Origin of the sequence: Bifidobacterium sp. M0353 (genome assembly GCF_016100645.1) — a bacterium.
Classification (GTDB): domain Bacteria; phylum Actinomycetota; class Actinomycetes; order Actinomycetales; family Bifidobacteriaceae; genus Bombiscardovia; species Bombiscardovia choladohabitans.
Window position 1 is genome coordinate 317,116 of sequence record NZ_JACFSB010000002.1, and the last position, 19,047, is coordinate 336,162.

At 59.7% G+C, this 19,047-nt stretch carries 12 protein-coding genes; 3 read left to right on the plus strand and 9 right to left on the minus strand.

Features of this window, described 5'->3' with window-relative positions; genetic code table 11:
- The first annotated feature begins 1 nt into the window (after position 1).
- On the plus strand, positions 2–1,594 hold the full coding sequence (locus tag H3V04_RS06890) for a ParB/RepB/Spo0J family partition protein (RefSeq protein ID WP_198187703.1): 1,593 nt from the start codon (positions 2–4) through the stop codon (positions 1,592–1,594).
- A gap of 804 nt (positions 1,595–2,398) precedes the next feature.
- On the opposite strand, the gene trxB is transcribed toward H3V04_RS06890, so the two are convergent.
- Positions 2,399–3,343, minus strand: coding sequence for a thioredoxin-disulfide reductase (gene trxB / locus H3V04_RS06895; RefSeq protein WP_198187704.1), 945 nt, complete (start codon positions 3,341–3,343; stop codon positions 2,399–2,401).
- A 108-nt stretch (positions 3,344–3,451) separates the two neighbouring features.
- On the opposite strand from trxB, the gene H3V04_RS06900 reads away from it, so the two are divergent.
- The gene (locus H3V04_RS06900) at positions 3,452–3,802 is read left to right on the plus strand and encodes a hypothetical protein (protein ID WP_198187706.1); all 351 of its coding nucleotides are present in this window, start codon (positions 3,452–3,454) and stop codon (positions 3,800–3,802) included.
- 1,335 nt (positions 3,803–5,137) lie between these two features.
- Here the strand turns inward: H3V04_RS06900 and H3V04_RS06905 are convergent.
- The 5 genes from H3V04_RS06905 to H3V04_RS06925 form a co-directional block, all read right to left on the minus strand.
- A complete protein-coding gene (locus H3V04_RS06905; RefSeq protein WP_198187708.1) occupies positions 5,138–6,340 on the minus strand; it encodes a D-alanine--D-alanine ligase in 1,203 nt (400 codons plus the stop codon).
- A gap of 3 nt (positions 6,341–6,343) precedes the next feature.
- Complete coding sequence (locus H3V04_RS06910) at positions 6,344–7,627, minus strand: PLP-dependent aminotransferase family protein (protein WP_198177090.1); 1,284 nt, start codon at positions 7,625–7,627, stop codon at positions 6,344–6,346.
- A gap of 242 nt (positions 7,628–7,869) precedes the next feature.
- Positions 7,870–12,117: a murein biosynthesis integral membrane protein MurJ gene (locus tag H3V04_RS06915; RefSeq protein WP_198187709.1), complete on the minus strand. Its 4,248-nt coding sequence runs from the start codon at positions 12,115–12,117 to the stop codon at positions 7,870–7,872.
- Positions 12,114–14,327: a DUF6049 family protein gene (locus H3V04_RS06920; RefSeq protein ID WP_198187711.1), complete on the minus strand. Its 2,214-nt coding sequence runs from the start codon at positions 14,325–14,327 to the stop codon at positions 12,114–12,116. The genes H3V04_RS06915 and H3V04_RS06920 overlap by 4 nt, the downstream gene beginning before the upstream one ends.
- Complete coding sequence (locus H3V04_RS06925) at positions 14,324–14,992, minus strand: NUDIX hydrolase (protein ID WP_198187713.1); 669 nt, start codon at positions 14,990–14,992, stop codon at positions 14,324–14,326. The genes H3V04_RS06920 and H3V04_RS06925 overlap by 4 nt, the downstream gene beginning before the upstream one ends.
- An 81-nt stretch (positions 14,993–15,073) precedes the next feature.
- On the opposite strand from H3V04_RS06925, the gene H3V04_RS06930 reads away from it, so the two are divergent.
- Positions 15,074–16,498, plus strand: coding sequence for a CCA tRNA nucleotidyltransferase (locus H3V04_RS06930; RefSeq protein WP_198188016.1), 1,425 nt, complete (start codon positions 15,074–15,076; stop codon positions 16,496–16,498).
- Positions 16,499–16,605: 107 nt separating this feature from the next.
- Here the strand turns inward: H3V04_RS06930 and H3V04_RS06935 are convergent, their stop codons facing one another.
- Genes H3V04_RS06935 through rsmA form a run of 3 tightly spaced genes read right to left on the minus strand, consistent with a single transcriptional unit; the run spans position 16,606 to position 19,026 of the window.
- Positions 16,606–17,217 carry a LytR C-terminal domain-containing protein gene (locus H3V04_RS06935; protein ID WP_198187715.1) on the minus strand — a complete coding sequence of 204 codons (612 nt, stop codon included), beginning with the start codon at positions 17,215–17,217 and terminating at the stop codon, positions 16,606–16,608.
- 10 nt (positions 17,218–17,227) lie between these two features.
- Entirely contained in the window at positions 17,228–18,148 is a 921-nt protein-coding gene (locus H3V04_RS06940; RefSeq protein WP_198187717.1) for a 4-(cytidine 5'-diphospho)-2-C-methyl-D-erythritol kinase, read from the minus strand.
- Positions 18,145–19,026, minus strand: coding sequence for a 16S rRNA (adenine(1518)-N(6)/adenine(1519)-N(6))-dimethyltransferase RsmA (rsmA, locus tag H3V04_RS06945; RefSeq protein WP_198187719.1), 882 nt, complete (start codon positions 19,024–19,026; stop codon positions 18,145–18,147). Before rsmA ends, H3V04_RS06940 begins: the two co-directional genes overlap by 4 nt.
- Between the last annotated feature and the right edge of the window lie 21 nt (positions 19,027–19,047).

The following is a 19,047-nucleotide window of genomic DNA, read 5'->3' on the forward strand; positions in this document are numbered from 1 at the left end:
CATGACAAGCCGTTCACGGTTGGGCAAGGGCTTGGGGGCTCTATTCCCCGCCCTGCCAGGTGAAGATGACGAAACCAATGTTGAAAAAAGTCGACAACAAGATGACAAAGTACCGAATTCAGGTAACGAGCAGCCTACCCTTCAAGGCTTGTCTACGCAATCGGCCGGACAACAGGGCCCACTGACGGATGCCTCAGAAAAAGAAGGAGCCAAAAGAGAACGCAAGACAATGCATTCAGGTCGTGCAAGCTCTCAACTTGCTGCAACGGCAACTTCTTCCAAGAGCGGTCGCAAACGTTCCAAGACGGGACAAGGACGTGTCAGCATTTCTGAGTCTCTCGGCGAGGATGTTTCACGTGAAACATCCACTTTGAAGAGGACTACCAAGCGTCGGTCTGTCCCGTCCATCAGCAGCCTGGAACACCCAAGTGATCTGTTCTTTGGACCTACGACGACAAATGTTTCACGTGAAACATCGTCCATGATGGAATCGGGCGAGAGTGTCGACCGTCAGGCAAACGAGACTCGGCAAAGCACCAACCGTGCAGGTGCTGTTCGCAATGATAGCGAGCCGAATAAGACGGAGGGCAACAGCCAAGAGCTGTTGAAACCTGTCCAGGGTGGGTACTTGGCCGAAGTGCGTGTGGATGATATCAGGCCTAACGCCCAGCAACCACGGCATATCTTCGATGAAGACGAGCTGTTGGAGCTATCCCGCTCCATCAAGGAAGTCGGTGTATTGCAGCCTATAGTAGTGCGTAGGTCGACTCTTGCTGACGGCCCACGGACAATCGAGGATAAGACCACCTCGGTTGGCGATGGGAGAAGTAAATCCAAAGCAATTGATGCTGAGACCGGTGAGGAACGATCGAGTCAGCTTCCAAATCAGAAAGAGGCGAATCTGCGGCAAACAACTCATTATGAAATCATAATGGGTGAGCGTCGTTGGCGAGCTACCCGATTGGCTGGTCTGGATACCATACCTGCAATTGTGAAAACTACGAGCGATGACACCATGCTGCGCGATGCCTTGCTCGAGAATCTTCATAGAGTGGCTCTTAACCCCTTGGAAGAAGCAGCCGCTTATCAGCAGATGATTGATGAGTTTGGCTTGACTCAGGACGGTTTGTCCAAGTCAATCTCTAAGTCCAGACCACAGATCACCAACACACTTCGATTGTTGAAATTGCCCCCGAGTGTGCAGAAAAAGGTTAGCTCAGGCGTGCTGTCAGCCGGACATGCCCGTGCCCTGCTAACTTTGCCGGATGAAAAGTCAATGGCTGCCCTGGCAGACAAGATCATTGCTGAAGGTTTGTCGGTAAGATCTACCGAAGAACTTGTCGCGTTGCAGACAGGGTCGGCGAAGAAGAAAGCAAAAAAGCCTAGAGTAAATGCCTGGGCGGATAGTCCTGTGCGCCAGGATTTGGAAAGTCACTTTGATACCAAGGTGGCTATTAAGGGCACGAAAAAGCACGGGAAGATAGAAATCGTATTTTCTTCACCTGAAGACATGGACCGCATCGTCGCCATTCTCTTGGAGAAGAATCAAACCGCAAGCAATGACGGTCATTCGGGCGATAAAGGCTGGATCTGATCCCGTAGTTTGGTACGATTCTTAAAAAGCGACTGCGGGGGTTGCTCAACCAAACCCCACCGCTCCTGCAAGCGATTGCTTCGTAGCTTAGTCTGGTTTTGTCTGAGCTGTAAGCAATCGCTGCCTTTCTCTTATTTGTCTTAGTGTCGGAATGATTGGGCAGTTATCAGCATGTGCTACTCAAAGAACTCTGTGTTTGTACTGAAAGATAGTGTGCAATACACATATTGCTGGCAAACTGTAGACTGTGACAACCTGCTGACGAACAAGCCTGGTCATTTTGGGAGGTAACTACTCCTGAGTGGATTGTTATCTCCAATCCTCGGTATCTCAAATGCATAGCTGTCGATAAACGGATGGGTATGTTCAAGAAAAAGATATGCAGTGAGGCGTTGACTGGTTGACTAATTGGCTGGTTGGGCATTATCGGATAGTTGCTTAGGTATGTGTCAGATAGCCATAAAAGTCCATATAGCTTGTATACGACTTTTGAGGGAGGATAGCTCTGGCACAAAAGGGAGTTAGCAAACCTCGACAGGCGAGGTTTGTAGGGTTTGCGATGTGTCGATGGGGGAGGGCTGGTCGTGGGGTGCTGTCTCGGCGGAGAGGGGCTTATATGTCAGCGGGGAACGATTGGAGCAGCTTTAGGATTTGTCGTTTTCCTGTTGGGTAGAGGGTCCGGTTGTGGTCAATGAATAACTAAAGGAAACTTGATAGGCAGCTGTGCGTAATCAATAAACAAAGTGCCTGGCATTTACAAACTGCCAGGCACGTAAATTCTTGTTTGTGAAGGCGTATCAAGCCTTATCGGTTATCCAAACTCGTAAGATATTCCTGAGCATCGAGTGCAGCACGGCAACCCATGCCAGCAGCGGAAATGGCCTGACGATAAATCTTGTCGGTGACATCACCAGCGGCAAAGACTCCAGGTACAGAAGTCTTCGTTGACCCACCCTCGACCAGGATATAGCCGTCCTGATCCAGGTCAACTTGGCCATTAAGGAAAGCGGTCTGAGGGGTGAATCCAATGGCGACGAAGACTCCGTTAACTGGAATGGTGGATTGCCGGCCTGTGGCTGTATTGCGTACGTCCAAGGAGGTAACGCCACTATCGTCGCCGTTGATCCGCGTGACGACCGAATCAAGAAGGAAGTTGATCTTGTCATTGGCCTTGGCACGGTCCACCATGATTTTTGAAGCGCGGAAGCCTTGGCGGCGATGGATCAGTGTGACAGAAGAGCCGAAACGGGTCAGGAAGTCCGCGTCACCCATAGCAGAGTCACCGCCGCCAACAACTACGATCGGCTTGTCTTTGAAGAAGAAGCCGTCGCATGTGGCGCAGTAGGATACCCCTCGTCCTGAGAACTCGCGCTCGCCAGGAATGTCCAATTTACGATACTGCGAACCAGTGGTGATGACGACGGATCGAGCTTGGTATTCTTGGCCGCCATCGGTGGTGATCCGCTTGATGTCTCCGTGCAAGTCGACTGAGACGACATCATCGTATTCGATCTGAGCACCAAAATGTTCGGCCTGATCGCGCATCTGATCCATCAAATCGGGACCGAGCACTGCTTTAGGGAATCCTGGGAAGTTTTCAACTTCCGTCGTGTTCATAAGCTGACCGCCGGGCGTTAGAGCTCCAGCAATAACGAGTGGAGCATATCCAGCTCTGCCAAGATAAATGGCGGCGGTGTATCCTGCGGGTCCGGACCCTATAACAATGGCATCATGAACAGTTTGCTTCATAACGCTACTGTATCCATTTAGGATGACTGGGTCACACGCGGTGGGCGAAAAGGGCGCTTGTATCTCAAGGTCACTCGGGTTCAGACAGGAGCAGGCTATCCTTGAACCATGGAGAAAACCGTGATAGTAGCCATTGTAACCAATATTGGGACGATTCTGGTGCTGATTTGGTTTATGCTCCGAGTTAATCGGTTGCTGCGGGAGCACCCCAGCCACCAAATAGAGGACAAGAGTGAGGATGACAGCTGGCATAGCTGGCGTTTTTGGAATCCTCCGAGTCCCGATGAAAATGACGACGACTTGGATGCTGATTCTCCGATAACAGACAAAAGCCTTGATGCTGATGAAGATGTGACTGCTAGGACTACCGACCAGTATGTACCCTCAGCTCAGGACAGACCTGGTGAAAATTCTTCGCACGTATCGGACAAGGGCGAGGGAAGCAGCAGGGACAAGTAAGACATATATAGCCAGGCAGTAACATAGACGGTTCAAACACGGTGGGGCACAGTTTCAACTGATAATTCGAGCCTGCGAAAGTACGGTCTTTCGATAAGCACGGATGCGCCTGGATATGTGTATATGTACCCTCTGATTTGCAGGGGATTGATTGTCTTGATCTATGGACTTTTATTGATAGGCTTTGCAGCGGGCGCGTAGGAGCAAACCGCGTAAGCAATATGACCCGATGGATTAATCCTGATATGAAGATCGCACTCTCAACGATGAGGATGAGCGATTCGACGAATGAATTGGTGCATCAATACTGGTGACAGAATAGCAATTTACTGATGCGGACTCAGCTCTCATTCGAAGTCTTGGTGGCAAGTAAAGAGGCTTCGATTCTTGAAGACACTAAAGCGGCGATGCCTATATATCGATATATGTAGTCACGTCCGCTTGACCAATAACAAGGTAAAACATCCTGTGCTGAATGACGCAGAACTCATGGTGGTTGCGATTCCATGAAGGTTGTGTTCATTTTCATCCGTCCCATATCTTTATTCGACTCGCACTGTTGACGAGCGGGAATCGCTGTCAATCACAGGCGCTGTATCAGTGGGACCTTCGCTGGAGTTGATGAAGTAAGTTGCTATTCCCGGGATGTTTCACGTGAAACATTTGATGCCGGCCACGATTGCATGCAAGGGTATGAAGCGATACAGCTGTCTATTGTGAGTTGAGTCCTGGAGAGTGAACAGCCATTCCGGCATTGGTAATTTATTAGCCTGCATTGCTTCTGCACGTTAGCCTTGTCAACAATACAAAAACCGACACTGAACATCCCTTTGGATCAATCTTGGCTTTGGCTGAGCAGTAAAGATGAGGTGGGGTAGTAAAGGAGAAGCGAGTTAGTAAAGGAAGGTAGTGAAGGAGGGGAGTAAAGGAGGGGAGTAAGTGGAAACGGAGCATAAAGGGGAAACGAAGAGTCGAGCTTGACGCATGGAGGGAGGAAGGAAATAACCGACGAGGGGTGGTGGATGGTGAATGACTGGCATTTGATTGCCGGAGAAGAATGATGATGAGAATTAAGAATAATAAACGCAGAATAATAAACGCAGAATAGAGCATCGGGTTTAATGAATACGAACTGTTAAACCTTACTGTGCCAAACTGTTTATCCGTACTGTGTGTAGGGTACCAGCCATGCGTATTATATGCTCTGCCTGTATTTGCAGGCTACGGCTATTGCAGGTCCGCACGATGTATATCGCGCAAATTGCACACCATACATCGGGCGGATCTTGCTTATGAAAACCGAATGACAGGCAGAACCAGACGGGCCTTGAAGCTTCAGTTAGTCCGTTTTTGATTCAAAACTGATTGAACCAATGCAGTGTATAGCTCCGGTAGCTTGTAGCCGGCAGCCAAGGCTGATTGTGGCAGAAGCGAGGTGTCCGTCATGCCGGGCGCCACGTTGGACTCCAGGAATTGTGGCTGTCCTTGGGCATCAACGATGAAGTCGGTGCGTGAGATGTCGCGGAGCCCCAGAGCCCGGTGGGCGGTCAGCGCGGCATCGTTCACAGCCTGTGTGGTCTTGGCATCCAGTCGGGCTGGAACATAGAACTCCGTCGGGCCGGGTGTAGAACGAGCCTCAAAGTCGTAGGTGCCTGAGGGGGTCCAGATTTCAAGCGGAGGCAGAACCAGGGGGTGTCCGTCGAATTCGAGGATGGACACGGAGACCTCGGTGCCAGTGACGGCCTGTTCGATCAGGGCCACATCACCATAGGCGAAGCAGTTGATCAACGCCTGAGTGAGCTGGCTCTGTTCAGTCACCATGGTGCAGCCCATGGCTGAGCCGCCCATGGTGGGCTTGATGAAGAGCGGGAGTCCCAGCGAACCCAGAAGCATATCGATAACGGGTTCGACCCCCAGCTCGCGGAACATGGATTCGGGCAAGGTCACGGAATGCGGAGTGTGCAAGCCGGCCATGCGGACAACGTTCTTGGCGATGGGTTTGCTCCAGGCGGTCCGAGAGGCCTTGGCCCGGGATCCGATGTAAGGCAGTTCCGCCATCTCCAAGACATCACGAATGGAGCCGTCTTCGCCGTTGGCACCGTGCAGCAGAGGCCAGACCAGATCAGGACGGGTCTTCTCATCTGTCAGGTAGGGCAGGAGCGAGCCATCCATGTCGTGGACATGGACCGTCCATCCGGCCTCCTCCAGGAATCCCTGGACTCGATGTCCCGAGCTGATGGAGACATCGCGCTCATGGCTGAGGCCGCCGCAGATAACCAGGAGGGACTTATCAGCACGCTTGGTGGCCTCGCTCGCCAGGGAGATGACATCGTCCATGGTGAACGGCGTGGCCTCACGGGTGGAGCGATGCGAGGTCCGTCTGGCTCTTTTTGTCACTTCGCCAGCACCCATGGCCGTGGTGTTGTCCGGGCCGGCGACTGTGGTCGCCGTCGCACTCGCGGTTGTCTTGGCCTTGCCGGTTGCCGGGGTTTTGCCGCCGGTCTGCTGCCGTGGTGTCTTGCTGTGCTTGGCCGCCATGATTCAGCCCCTTTCCTTGCCGCTGTCGGGCTCGAACAGCCGGACGGTGGCGAGTTCGTTCTCGATGACCGTGGACAGTCTGCGTATTCCCTCTCGGATCCGATCAGGAGTGGGGTAACAGAAGGACAGGCGCATATGGTCCGCACCCTCCCCGTTATCGTAGAAGGCTGTGCCTGACACGTAAGCCACCTTGGCGGTGATCGCCCTGGGCAGCATGTCCTTGGCGTTGAGCCCCTGGGGTATCTGCAGCCAGATGTAGAAGCCACCCTTGGGCTTGAGCCATGAACAGTAGGGCAGGTATTCCTTCAAAGCCTCGTCCATGGCATCGCAACGTTCCTTGTACATCCCCCGGTAGTCGTTGATCTGTGACTTCCAGTCGAAGTTGTCCAGATAGGTGGTGATGGTCATCTGGCTCATGTTGGAGGGGCAGAGAATGGCCGACTCGTTGGCCAGAACCAGCTTCTGTCGGATGCCGGGAGGCGCAACCATCCAGGCCACGCGCATACCCGGAGCGATGATCTTGGAGAAGCTGCTCAGGTAGACAATGCCCTCGGAGTCGTAAGAGCGCAGGGCCGGATAGGTCTGGCCGTCGAAGGCCAGTAGTCCATAAGGATTGTCCTCCACAATGAGCACATGGTATTTTCTGGCGATCTCGATGATTCGCGGCCTCCGCTCGACGCTCATGGTGGCGCCGGCAGGATTGTGGAAGTTGGGCACGGTGTAGAGGAACTTGACCGCCTTGCCCTGGCGGCGCTGCTCCAGAATGGTCTCCTCCAGAGCCTCGGGGATCAGTCCGTCTCCGTCCATGGCCACGTTGACCACATCGACCTGGAAGGATTGGAAGACCCCCAGGGCACCCACATAGTTGGGTGCTTCGGCCAGCACTACATCGCCGGGGTCGCACATAATTCTGGTAATCAGGTCCAGTCCCGACTGGGAACCGTTGACGATGACCACATCATCCGGCTGGACGTCCTTGATGCCTTCCAGCTCCATAATGGGCAGCACGTCTTCGCGCAGGTGGGGATCGCCCTGTGCCGATCCATACTGCCAGGCCACCTGGCCCTTGCTCCGCAGCATGTCGCCAAGCTGGTCGGCCAACTTGTCGAAGGGCATCCGCCCCAGGTAGGGCATGCCACCCGCCAGGGAGACCACCTCGGGTCGGTTGGCCACGGCGAAGAGGGCACGGATCTCGGAGGCGCGCATCTGCTCGGCTCGAGTTGCATAGGAGCTGTACCAAGGATCGTTCTTGATGACCTTGGACGCGATATTGGGATCATCCGCCATAACTGACTTCCGCCTTCCTGCCGCCGTTGTCTAAGGAAACTGTATTACCTGTAGGCACTATGTAGGAGGAAAAATCCAACACATTACCATTTCGGTACACCCATAGTATCGGCATGTGGATGGGTGGGTGGTCATGTCTGCTGATGGGTCCATGGGGCTTGCAGGCAATTTGCGGCTGACAGATGGTCTATGGGTCGATGTCAGAATGATTCGCCTTTGTTGTCGTCGACCCACAGTCATGCTCAGAAGGCCTGAACGGAGGTGAAGCGCAGGCTGTTTCCCGGCATGCCGTCCATGGGCACCCAGACGACCAGGTCCTGAGTCCTCACCGGCTCGCGCAGGGTGACCTGGGTGGTGCCCGAGGCATCGAAGCTGAAGTCGGCCAGCGGCTGTCCCTGGTTGGGCTGAGCCGCCGTGGAATTCACATAGACCTGGGCATGACCGCCGCTCTGAGGCGCGACGATGGTCAGGCGGGAGACCTCTTCCGGCTGGGTCAGGTGCATATACCATCCATAGCCCTGCAGGCCGGCAGGCTTGTTGAGGAAGAGCTGGCGACTGGTCTTATAGGCCGTGGTGTTCTTGGGCTTGGGCGGATCGGGAACCTTACCGGCCTCCTTGTCAGCGTGGCTGACCTTGTCTGCATCAGCATCCGCGCCAGCCTGAGCCTGATCGTTGTCATCGCCATTGCCATTGCTGGAGGGGGATGCCTCCTCGTCCCCATTGGTCTTGCCGGGGAAGGGCACGTTGGACATGACCGGCCAGCCACCCTCACTTTTGCCGACCTTGGATCGGGATCCGGTAATGGTCGAGAGGGCCCAGACCAGGGCCACCACAACGATTACAGCCGCTATGGCGATGACCACCGAGCGAGTCGTGAAGCGGCCGAACAGACGAGTGTCAGCCATATCGGCCTCGTCGTCCAGATCCTTATCCTGCTCATCGTCGGGAAGTACCGAGTAAGTCACCGGCACAGGCATGGAGTGGATTTCAGGCGTGAAGCTGGGGGGCAGCGGCTCCATGACCGTGGTCTGCTGCTCCTCCTCGTCGAAATCAGGGCTCTTGGAGGATCGGGCTGTCTGGTCAGGTGCCTTGCCGGGCGCCTTGGTCTTGTCCGAAGCAGCGGCGGAAGAGGAGTGTTCATTCCGGGCTGCAGGTTCTCCACTGCCTCCGACAAGAGGTTCGGCGGCCTCAGCTCCTGTTTGGCGCGCACGCGAATCGACGTTGCCTTGTGGAGCGCTCAGGTTGGATGTTGCCTTGGCGGCCTGGCTGCTGCCGTTCGCCGCACCATTCTCCTGGCCGCTGGACTTGTGGAAGTCCCACTGGGAGAAGCCTCGCTCCACGGGGTTGTTGGCAGTCACGCCGTTGCCGCTGAGAGCCTCGGACGGTTTGCGCTGATCGTCTTTGACGGTCGGCATCCGTCCGGTCACAGCCTTGGACTCTTCCTCATTCACGGCTGCGGGTCTGGCCGCCGTAGCTCTGAGTGCGCTCACATCCATGGCTGCGGTCTTGCGGGAGGAGCTGTTCAGCGAACGCAGCCGCTGGCGCTCGTCAAAGAGCGAGAAGAGGTCGGTATCCGTATCCTCCGGATTGAGCATTTCGATCTCGCTGCGGCCGGGGAAGAGCAGTTGGTTGGTCTTCCAGTGCGGCTCATGGTGGGATACGGTCTGCCTGGCAGGCAGGGCCGAGGAGGTCAGCCCCTCGGGAAGCGGGAGTACGTTCTTGGGGTCCACTGGACGCAGGGCGACGGACTCGATGGAGGCACGGCCGTCCAGTCCGGGCCAGATCAGATCGCTGTCGGTCAGCTCCTCGGGCGGGACCCAGGGGCTGAGCAGGGCCGAGAGCTCCGCCAGGGTGACCAGCGGAACCGGTACGGTTCCCTGCTCATTCGCCAGGCCCAGCCCGCGCATGCAGATGATTTTGAACTCTTCCGGGGCCTGCTTGGGCAGCTCCTGCAGACTGGGCTGCCGTCCGTCCTGGTCGGGTCGGCGCGTCAGCATGGCATAGAGCACGCCGGCCAGCTCTCGTATGGCATACTCCTCGTTCGTCAACCCCGTCTCAGTTGAGACTGACGGGTGCTCGAGCATAGGCGATATGGGTGCATCTGCCAGGGTGATCGAGGCCGGGGCCAGCCTGATGGTGCTCGTGGAGACCGCATAGTCGATCATGCCTGCGGCATGCAGGGTCCGCATGGCCTCCGTGACCTCTCCCATGATGGTGCCGATGGCCCGGTCGCTGAGTGTTTCCCCGGCGGGTCCGTGCATGTAGTCCTTCAGGGACATGCCGGCATCGGGGGCGGTGACGATCAGGGAGACCTTGTCACGAGTGTGCAGCTGATAGACCGGGGTGAAACGGCGATCCTTGCTCAGCGCCAGGCTTGAGGCGTTGATGTTGATCCGGTCCATGCAGGTGGAATCCCCCGCGATGAAGAGCTGGCAATCCCTGTCCAGGACCTTGTCCTTGGCCCGCCAGGCGCTCAGACCGTTCGCGCGGCGGAGCAGGGTGACCAGGGTGTATCTGCCGAGGATGGTGTCTCCGATATGCGCGTTCATAGTTGCCGAGCTCTCATCAGAAGTGGGGCGCCGCCTGTAGTCGGCGACACCGTGGTGGACCTTGCTGTTCCTAGGTACAATCCTAACGGGTTGCGGGGTCGGGGGAGCCGGTGGAGGTCCGGCTATCGCGGATTCTCCATCAGCGTCGGACTCGCGGGCCTCCTCGAAGTTCTCCAGCGCTGCGTCCATGCCGGGCAGAGCGGAGTCGGGGGAGGAGGAGTGCACCACCCTGACCGAGCGGTCGGCCAGCCGGGAGGGTCGCTCCTGCAGTGCGTCCAGGCTGCGGACGGGGTGCCGGGCTGTCCTGCCCAGCCGGCGGGCCAGATCAACCAGGAGCTGGATGAATTCCTCAGTGCGCAGGGCTACCAGGGTCACGACGTAGATGACCGCCGTCAACAGGGTGATGACCACGCAGATGAAGAGTGCCTGCACCCAGCTCATGTGACCCTGCCGGCCCTGAATCCAGGCTCCGACCAGATGGGTCACCGGGGTTTTGACCGTCAGGGCGGCCGCCAGGGCCAATCCCGCAGCCAGGAAAGCCTTGGTGTAGGTGATAAGAATCCGCCGCTCGTCCAGATTTCCCTGGAAGGGGCTGCGCAGCATGTGAGCCAGGACAGGGAAGCTGAGGAGGCTGCTCAGGGACAGGCTCAGCCCTACCATCGCCGCCCAGTAACGGGGAGGCAACAGGCGTATGGATACCAGAAGCACTGCCACCTGGATAGTGTTGGAGACGGCAGCGAAGATGAAAGGATGCCGGCCATCCTCGAAGGCGTAGAAGGTGCGCTGAATGAGCAGGAAGGCGCTCGTGGGAACCAGCCCCAGGGAAAGCGTTATCAGCGGTCCTGAGATAAGGACAGACTCGTGGACGCTTACCGAGGGCAGCAGGGCTCGGGTGATGGGCACTGGAATGGCCAGCAGGACTGCGGCGAAGAAGAACATGACCAGTCCGACGTTGCGCAGGGCCTGGCTCAGATCATTGCGGGCATCCCCGATGCGGCCGTCAGAAACCGCCTTGGACAGCTTGGGGAAGAGGGCCGTGCTGACCGAGACTGCCACCAGCGAATAGGGCAGGATGAAGATGGTGTAGGCGTTCTGATAGGAGCCGTTGCCGGCGATGTCAAATGGGTTGCCCTCCAGGGGGGCGCCGTTGTTGACGCGGGCATTGACCACGTTGGCCAGCTGGTTGATGACGACCACGCACATGCTCCAGGCCGCCACCGAGCCCATGGATCGCAGGCCGATTCCGCGCAGGCCCCAGCGAGGACGATAGCGGAAGCCGCTCATGATCAGGGGGATGAAGAGGACCAGCGCCTGGAAGGCCACCCCCAGGGTCCAGGCTCCGGCGGTCAGGGCCACCTTGCCGTTGTCCCAGAAGCCGACCGGCTGATTGCGGGCGTTGCCGAACAGGAAGATGAAGGCCAGGAAGCCCAGGCAGCTGATAACGTTGGCACCCACCGAGCTCCAGGCGTATGCGGTGAACCGGCCCTTGGCGGCCAGGATCTGCCCCAGGACCGTGTAGAGCCCGTAGAAGAAGACCTGGGGCATGCACCAGAGCGTGAAGGAGTTGGCCAGGGCCCGCTGTGCCGGGTTCCACTTGGAGTTCAGATAGATGGTGGTCAGCACCGGAGTGCCCAGCATCAGCAGCAGGGTCAGCAGGGCCAGGAGGACCATGGCGACCGTGATCAGCTTGTTCAGCCGGTCTGCTGCGTCCCGCTCCTTGAGGGTGCGCACAATCTGCGGGACCAGGACGGCGTTGAAGATGCCGCCCGAGATCAGGGTGAACATGACCTGAGGGATCATAGCGCCGGTCTGGTAGGCGTCGGCCGCGATTCCGGTGGTCCCTATGGCGGCTGCCAGCAGGATGGTGCGGATCTGCCCGGTCACGCGGGAGGCCGCGGTGCCCGTGGCCATGATGGCGGAATTGCGCCCTACGGAACTCATTCGTCCGGGTCCTTCGTACGGTGGAACTGCCGCCAGAGCCCCAGGAGTCCCAGGAGCACGGCGATGACAATGATGATCAGGCCGCTCATGTCACTCAATCGCAGATTGCTGGTGATCTGAGCCCGGCGCACCTGGCCGAAGGGACGGCCCTGGCTGTCCAGCAGACCGATGTCCACGTTGGCTCTGCCGGCTGCGGCCACTCTGACCTTGAAGGTCACCTGGGCCTCGGACCGGGCGGGAATGACCGCCTCCGCCATACGGGAGGTGACGATCTCCATGGAATCGGTTCGGGCGCTGATGCGGGCGTGGACGGGATAGGGGTGGCTGTTGCTGACGGTGACGGGCATGGAGGCCGTTTCGCTGACGACGTTCAAAGACTCGCTGGGTGTGATGCTGATGCCGTCCAGGAGCCGGTGGGATATGGCCTCGGCCTGATCGGCCAGACCAGAGGCGGCTGCAGTTCCGCCCAGGGATTTCAGGGCCAGATCGTCGTGGGCGGCGGTCAGCTGGTTCAGCCACTGATGCGGATCCTTGGGCTGGCGGGCGGTGGTGTCGGCATCCTGGCGGGCCAGGGCCTGGCTGTCGGTCTTGCCTGCTGAGGCGCTGGCGGTGGGTTGGGAATCCTGCTTGTCGTCAGCCAGGATGGAGGTGGCGAATCGGTCGATGTCAGCACGGCTGGCGATCAGGGAGTCCAGGGTGCCTGTCGGGCCATCGCCGTGTTTGGCGCTGCCCTTGGCGTTGCCGAGCTCCAGGGCCTTGAGCAGACCCGAAGATCCGCCGGTAAAGTCGGGCGCCTGCATCAGGTTGTCCATGGAGACCAGTTTGATCCATGGGGCATGCTCCAGTTCGGTCATGATCCTGTCTGCCTGTTGGGTGTCCTGATCGGCGTCGAAGCAGACCAGGAGGGAGCGTTCGGCGTAGGGTTGTTCCATCTGATAGAAGGCGCTCTGGGCTATGAACCGGGCCGTCTGCCCGGCCTGGGTCTGCTCACCGGTGGCACGTGTGGAGCTTGGGTGACCTCTGGCCAGGTTGCTGAGTTCGCGCTGGGCCGACAGGACGGTTACCTTTCCGGCCTTGGTCTCGATGGTGTACTTGCCGGTGTGGGCGGAGGTGCCGGCGCCGACCTCGAAGCCCTGGGGGGCGATGACCGTCTGATATCCGGCACGGCGGGCCGCAGCGATGGACTCCATGGTCCACTCCTGTCGGCCCTGCCAGGCGTACGCACCAGGCGCTGTGTCAGCATAGAGCTTGGCCGCGGTCTGGGCGCTCCAGGAGTCGGGGGTGACTCCAGCCTGGGTGTAACGGTCCTGGTTCTGGGATGCATACCCGGTGATGTCGAAGTCGGCCGGCTGAATCAGCCCTTGTATCTGGGGACGGTTGGCGAAGGCGGACAGGTAGACCGGGTCGCCCAGGGCTTGCAGGGACCCGTGTTTGGACAGCAGCTGGCTCTGGTCCTCCTGGCGGCGGGTCCCCTGGCGGGTCAGTGTCACGCTCCGGTTTTTATCGTTGCCCGGGCCTGACGCGGATTCGGCATTGGACTGGGTCATCAGCGCTGTCATGGCTTTGTCGTCAATGTTCCAGTCCGAGGAGGTCAGCGGCAGGACCATGGTCAGGGACAGGGCGGGGGTGCCTGCAGTGGGCAGGCCATCCCAGGTCCGCGTAAGAAAGGTGAATACGTCGCCCAGGATCCGGCCCTGATCGTCGCTTAGGGAGAGCCGGACGGGCTTGGGTCCCCAGCTGGTCATCTTCTTGATCGCGTCTTGATCAGCCGGTACGTTGACGGCAACCTCGGTGCTCTGCCCGGTCGGGATTGTCGGTACTGCCTGTGTACCCAGCACATCCGGGGTGGGGATGCGGGCGTGGCCTTCGGACCAGGCCTGCATGTCGGCCCGGGAGCTGAAGGAGTAGAGGGCGCTGGTGGATACGCTCAGATGGGCATTCTCCATGGGCTGGTTCGCGGTGTTGGTCACCGCAGCGCGCAGGGCGTAGCCGGACTTGTCGGTCACCACTGGCGTGGACCAGCGCAGGGCCACCTCGGCTGAGCTCTGATGACTGGTGGCAGCCAGGGCTGGTGTCGGATGCCAGGGAACCATCACCAAGGCCAGCAGAAGGATGGTCGCCAGCAGGACTCGGGTCCACCGGGTCCACCAATTGAAGGCATGAGTGTGCTGGCTGGTGCGCCCGCTCGGGCGCAGGGGGGTCTGGATCATGGCTGTCTTTTGTACTTCCTCGCGTAGAGCCAGGCTATTTTACGCTCATTGGGGTAACTGAGCACTGAGGTCAGGTCTGAGAAGTCCACCCAGATGGCATCTTCGGCCTCATGATCGGGGTCGCCCTCCACGCTCAGGGATCCGCCGATCATCCGCAGGACGAAATGATGGACCAGCTTGTGGACCCGCTGATTGGTCCCGGTGAACCAGTAGTCGATGGTGGCGATGGAGTCGGTCACCCTACCCAGTATCCCCGTCTCCTCGTGGACCTCGCGCACCGCAGTCTGCTCGGGTGTTTCCCCCTTCTCGATATGCCCCTTGGGCAGGCACCATTCCAGGTGGCCAGAGCGGGAGTGCCGGGCGATGATGGCCACCCGGTCATACCGGTCAAAAATCAGCCCACCCGCCGAATATTCGCGCACCACCGGCAGCTCCTGGGCATCCAGGGAGGCAAAGGTCGAAGGTCCCGAGGCATGCTTGTGCCGGGGCATGAGGGCAGGTGTGGGAGCGTCATCCTCGGTCTGTATGCGCTCGCGGATCTGCGGATCCAGACGTTCGCTTACAGTCTCCACCAGGTGGTCCCGACTCTGCTGGTCGCGGGCATGGGTATCCGCAGAATCGGCGCTATGTGCAAGCATGCGCGCCATGTCCGCGGGCGTAATCATACTCCAACTTTACGTAAGGTAATGTGCAGGTGGGGTAACGGTATGCTAGTAGGCGCATCAACTCCGTAGGAAAGGGTGAGCGTGGATTTCCAAGTCTGGCCGGAGGCCATCGAGCTCGGGCGCCTCTTCGCCGAGCAGGGTTTTGAACTGGCGTTGGTAGGGGGTCCTGTACGCGATCTGCTCCTGCACCGGCCCTCCCACGACCTGGACTTCTGCACCTCGGCCCGGCCCGAGCAGTTCGAGCCCATCCTGCGCCATTGGGGGTCGGGCTTCTGGGACATGGGGCGCAAATTCGGCACCCTGGGCGCGTTGCGGCGGCGTCCTGACGGTACCGAGGTCAAGGTGGAGGTGACCACCTACCGGAAAGACACCTACGATCCCGATTCCCGCAAGCCCGAGGTGGACTACGGGGACAGTCTTGAGGGCGATCTTTCACGGCGCGACTTCACCGTCAATGCCATGGCCCTGCGGGTGCCCGACTTGGTCTTCGTGGACCCCTACCGGGGGGCTAACGACCTGGCCAAGCAGGTGCTGCGGACTCCAGTGGATCCCCGCCAATCCTTCGACGACGACCCCCTGCGGATGATGCGGGCCGTGCGGTTCGTGGCCCAGCTGGGATTCACCATCGCCCCGGAGACCGCAGAGGCCATCACCCGCATGACCGATCGAATCAGCATCGTCTCGGCCGAGCGGATTCGCGACGAGCTGACCAAGCTCATGCTGTCCGACCACCCCGTCCAGGGCATTGAGGCTCTGGTGCAGTCCGGCCTGGCTGACATCGTTCTGCCCGAGGTGCCGGCTCTGCAGCTGGAGATAGACGAGCATCACCGGCACAAGGATGTCTTCGAGCACACCCTGATGGTGGTAGACCGGGCCATCGCCCTGGAGACAGGACCTGACGGACCGGTACCCGCCCCGGACCTGACCCTGCGCCTTGCCGCTCTGCTGCACGACATCGGCAAGCCCGCCACCAGACGCTTTGAGCCCGGTGGTAAGGTCAGCTTCCATCACCATGATGCAGTCGGAGCCCGGTTGGCCCGCAAGCGCCTCAAGGCCCTGCGCTTCGACCACCACCTGATCGCCGACGTCTGCGACCTGATCTCCATGCACCTGCGATTCCATGGCTATGTGGACGAGCGGTGGACCGATGCGGCCGTACGCCGCTATGCCCGGGAGACCGGCCCGCTTTATGAGCGGCTCAATCGCCTTACCCGGGCCGATGCGACCACCCGCAACAAGCGCAAGGCCCAGGTCTTCTCCTCCGCCATGGACGAGCTGGAGGACAGGGTGGCTCAGTTGCGTCGGCAAGAGGACCTGGATGCCATCCGGCCCGACTTGGATGGACGGCAGATCATGCAGATCCTGGACCTTAAACCCGGACCGCAGGTGGGACGTGCCTATCAGCATATGCTGGACTACCGCCTGGATCAGGGCCCGGTCGACCGGCAGACAGCCGAACAGGAGCTGCGGGACTGGTGGCAAAGAGAAGGCGCCGACCAAGCCTGACCTAGGTCAAGCCTTTCCTGGATGCCCTTGTCAGGAGACTGCGGAAATTGGTGACGGTTATTGTGGTCGCGTCGTGTTGAATACGGCAGTATGCCGGATTGGCAGCGTCAGGTCTTGGGAGCCTTGGGAAGGTTCTTCATGGAGGAGGGGTCGGCCTGGCAACCCTTGATGGCTTCGATCTTGCGGCCTACGACAGAGTTGCTGTCCTCGTCGTCCAGATCGGTAAAGGTGGCCCCGATGACCACGTCGATCAGATCGTCGTTGCGGTCGTCCATGATCAGAACCGCATCATTGAATTGGGATCCCACTGTGTAGCCGCGGTCAATGGCTGAGGCCCCGAAGCGTATCTGGGTGCGGGCGGTCTCGGTCTTGCCTGGGTAGTCCGCCACATCCTGCATGTTGAATCCCCGATTGCGCAGGGCCGAGGCCAGGGCTGTGGCCAGTCCGGACTTGTTGGTTCCGTTGAGCACGCGCACGCGGATGTCGGGGTGGTTGACCAGCTTGGCATTGTCGGGTGGGCAGGGCACAGCGACCCCGTAGTTGGGCTTGGCGATGGTGGCGTGTTCGGCGGTATGCCCGATGGACCCGAAGATGATCAGTCCGCAGATGATCAGGATGGCCACTAGTGCGCTGACGACTATGGTGAAGACCATCTTCTGCCGCCGTCGCACGAACTGCCTGCGGGCCTCGCGCTCGTCGAGTGGTTCGGGATTCGTCATGTTGCCTACTCTACTGTCCATGGGTGACTCGCAGGGGGATTATCCTGGGCAGGACTGGCGAGTCAGCCTCGATGATCCTGTCTACGGCATTCTGCTCCCGCCAGAGCCTTATCAGTGTGCTTGCCTGCTCGGGGCGAGGGGCCATGACCACCACAGAGGGGCCCGATCCGGAGACGAAGGCCGGACCGGTGCCTGCCCGCCGGGCGAGGTCCAGGGCCTGGCGCGAGCGCGGGTGCAGGGTGCAGGCGGTCTCCTGCAGGTCGTTCAAGTCGTCGGAGCCGGGTCCGATCAAATCGAAGGCCTTGTAGACCTGGGCGGTGCTCAGCTGGTCCTCGTAGGCCCCGATCAGGAGGTGCCCGGTCAGCCCGGCCCGGGACAGCCGCTGGGCTTGCAGACCTTCCGGTTCCAGGGGTTCCAGAATCTGGCCGAAGCCCGTGCCCCTGCTGAGCCCTCCATGCAGGCAGAAGGGCAGGTCCGCGCCCAGCCCGGCGGCGATACGATCCAGCTCGGCGGCAGGCATCCCCAGATTCCAGAGCCGGTTCAGCCCCAGCATGGTTCCGGCGGCATCCGCTGACCCGCCGGCCAGTCCGGCACCCACCGGTATCCGTTTGACGATGTGGATGGCCACATCAGGCTGGTGTCCGGTGGCCTTGGCCATGGCCAGGAGGGCCTTGACGGCCAGGTTGGCATGTGGATCGGCATCACGGCGGTTCAGGTCGCCCAGGTGATCGCCCTCCAGGCTCAGGCGGAATCCGCTGCCTGGTTCTCTCCGGCGAAGTTCGACTTTGTCCCAGATTCCCACGGCACTGTATATGGTGTCCAGGCGGTGTCGCCCTCCAAGGTCGGCTCGTGTCGGTCCGACGCGGAGTCTCAGATTGATCTTGGCGGGACAGTAAAGGGCAACGCCCTCCCTCCTGGCTGCCGGGCTCACGCAGCCACCTCGCGGCGGGCTTGCTCCAGGGCGACGAACTCCTCGATGGTCATGGTTTCCCCCCGGCGTGCAGGGTCGATGCCTGCGGCCTGGAAGGCTTCGGCGGTCACCAGGCTCTTAAGTGCGGCGTGCAGGGTCTTGCGGCGCTGTCCGAAGGCGGCATCGATCAGAGAGAAGACCTGGGTCCTCGTGCTTTCGTCCCCGAGCCCGCGTCCATTCTTGTACCGAGTGAAGGAGACCAAAGCTGAGTCCACGTTGGGGGCTGGCCAGAAGACATGGCGCCCGATCCTGCCCGCCTGGGCGGCATGCCCATACCAGGCCAGCTTCAGACTGGGGGCGCCGTAGACCTTGGAGCCCGGGGCGGCCGTCAGCCGGTCCGCCACCTCCTTCTGGACCATGACCAGGAACCGGCTCAGATTGGCGAACCGGGCCAGGAGGGTCAGAATGATCGGAGTGGCAACGTTATATGGCAGGTTGGCCACCATGGCCAGGTCGGTGGCCTTGCCCGCGTCGCCTGCCAGCTGAGGGGTCAGGGTCAGGGCATCCCGGTTGATTACGGTCAGCCGGTCCAGGCTCTCCGGCATGCGCTCGCTGACGGTCTGCGGCAGCTGTCGGGCCAGAACGGGATCGATCTCGTCGGCGGTCACCGGGCAGCCCGCCTCCAACAATCCAAGAGTCAGGGATCCCAGACCAGGACCCACCTCCAGAACGGGCTGGCCAGATTCCACCTTGGCCAGACGGACAATCCTGCGGACAGTCCCTGGATCGATGACGAAGTTCTGCCCCAGCCGTTTGGTGGGGTGGATGCCGATCTGGTCGGCGAGGCGTCGGATGTCGGCTGCTCCCAGGAGGCGGTCACTCTCGGTTTTAGTGTCCATTTCTGTTCGTTGCTCGTAGAT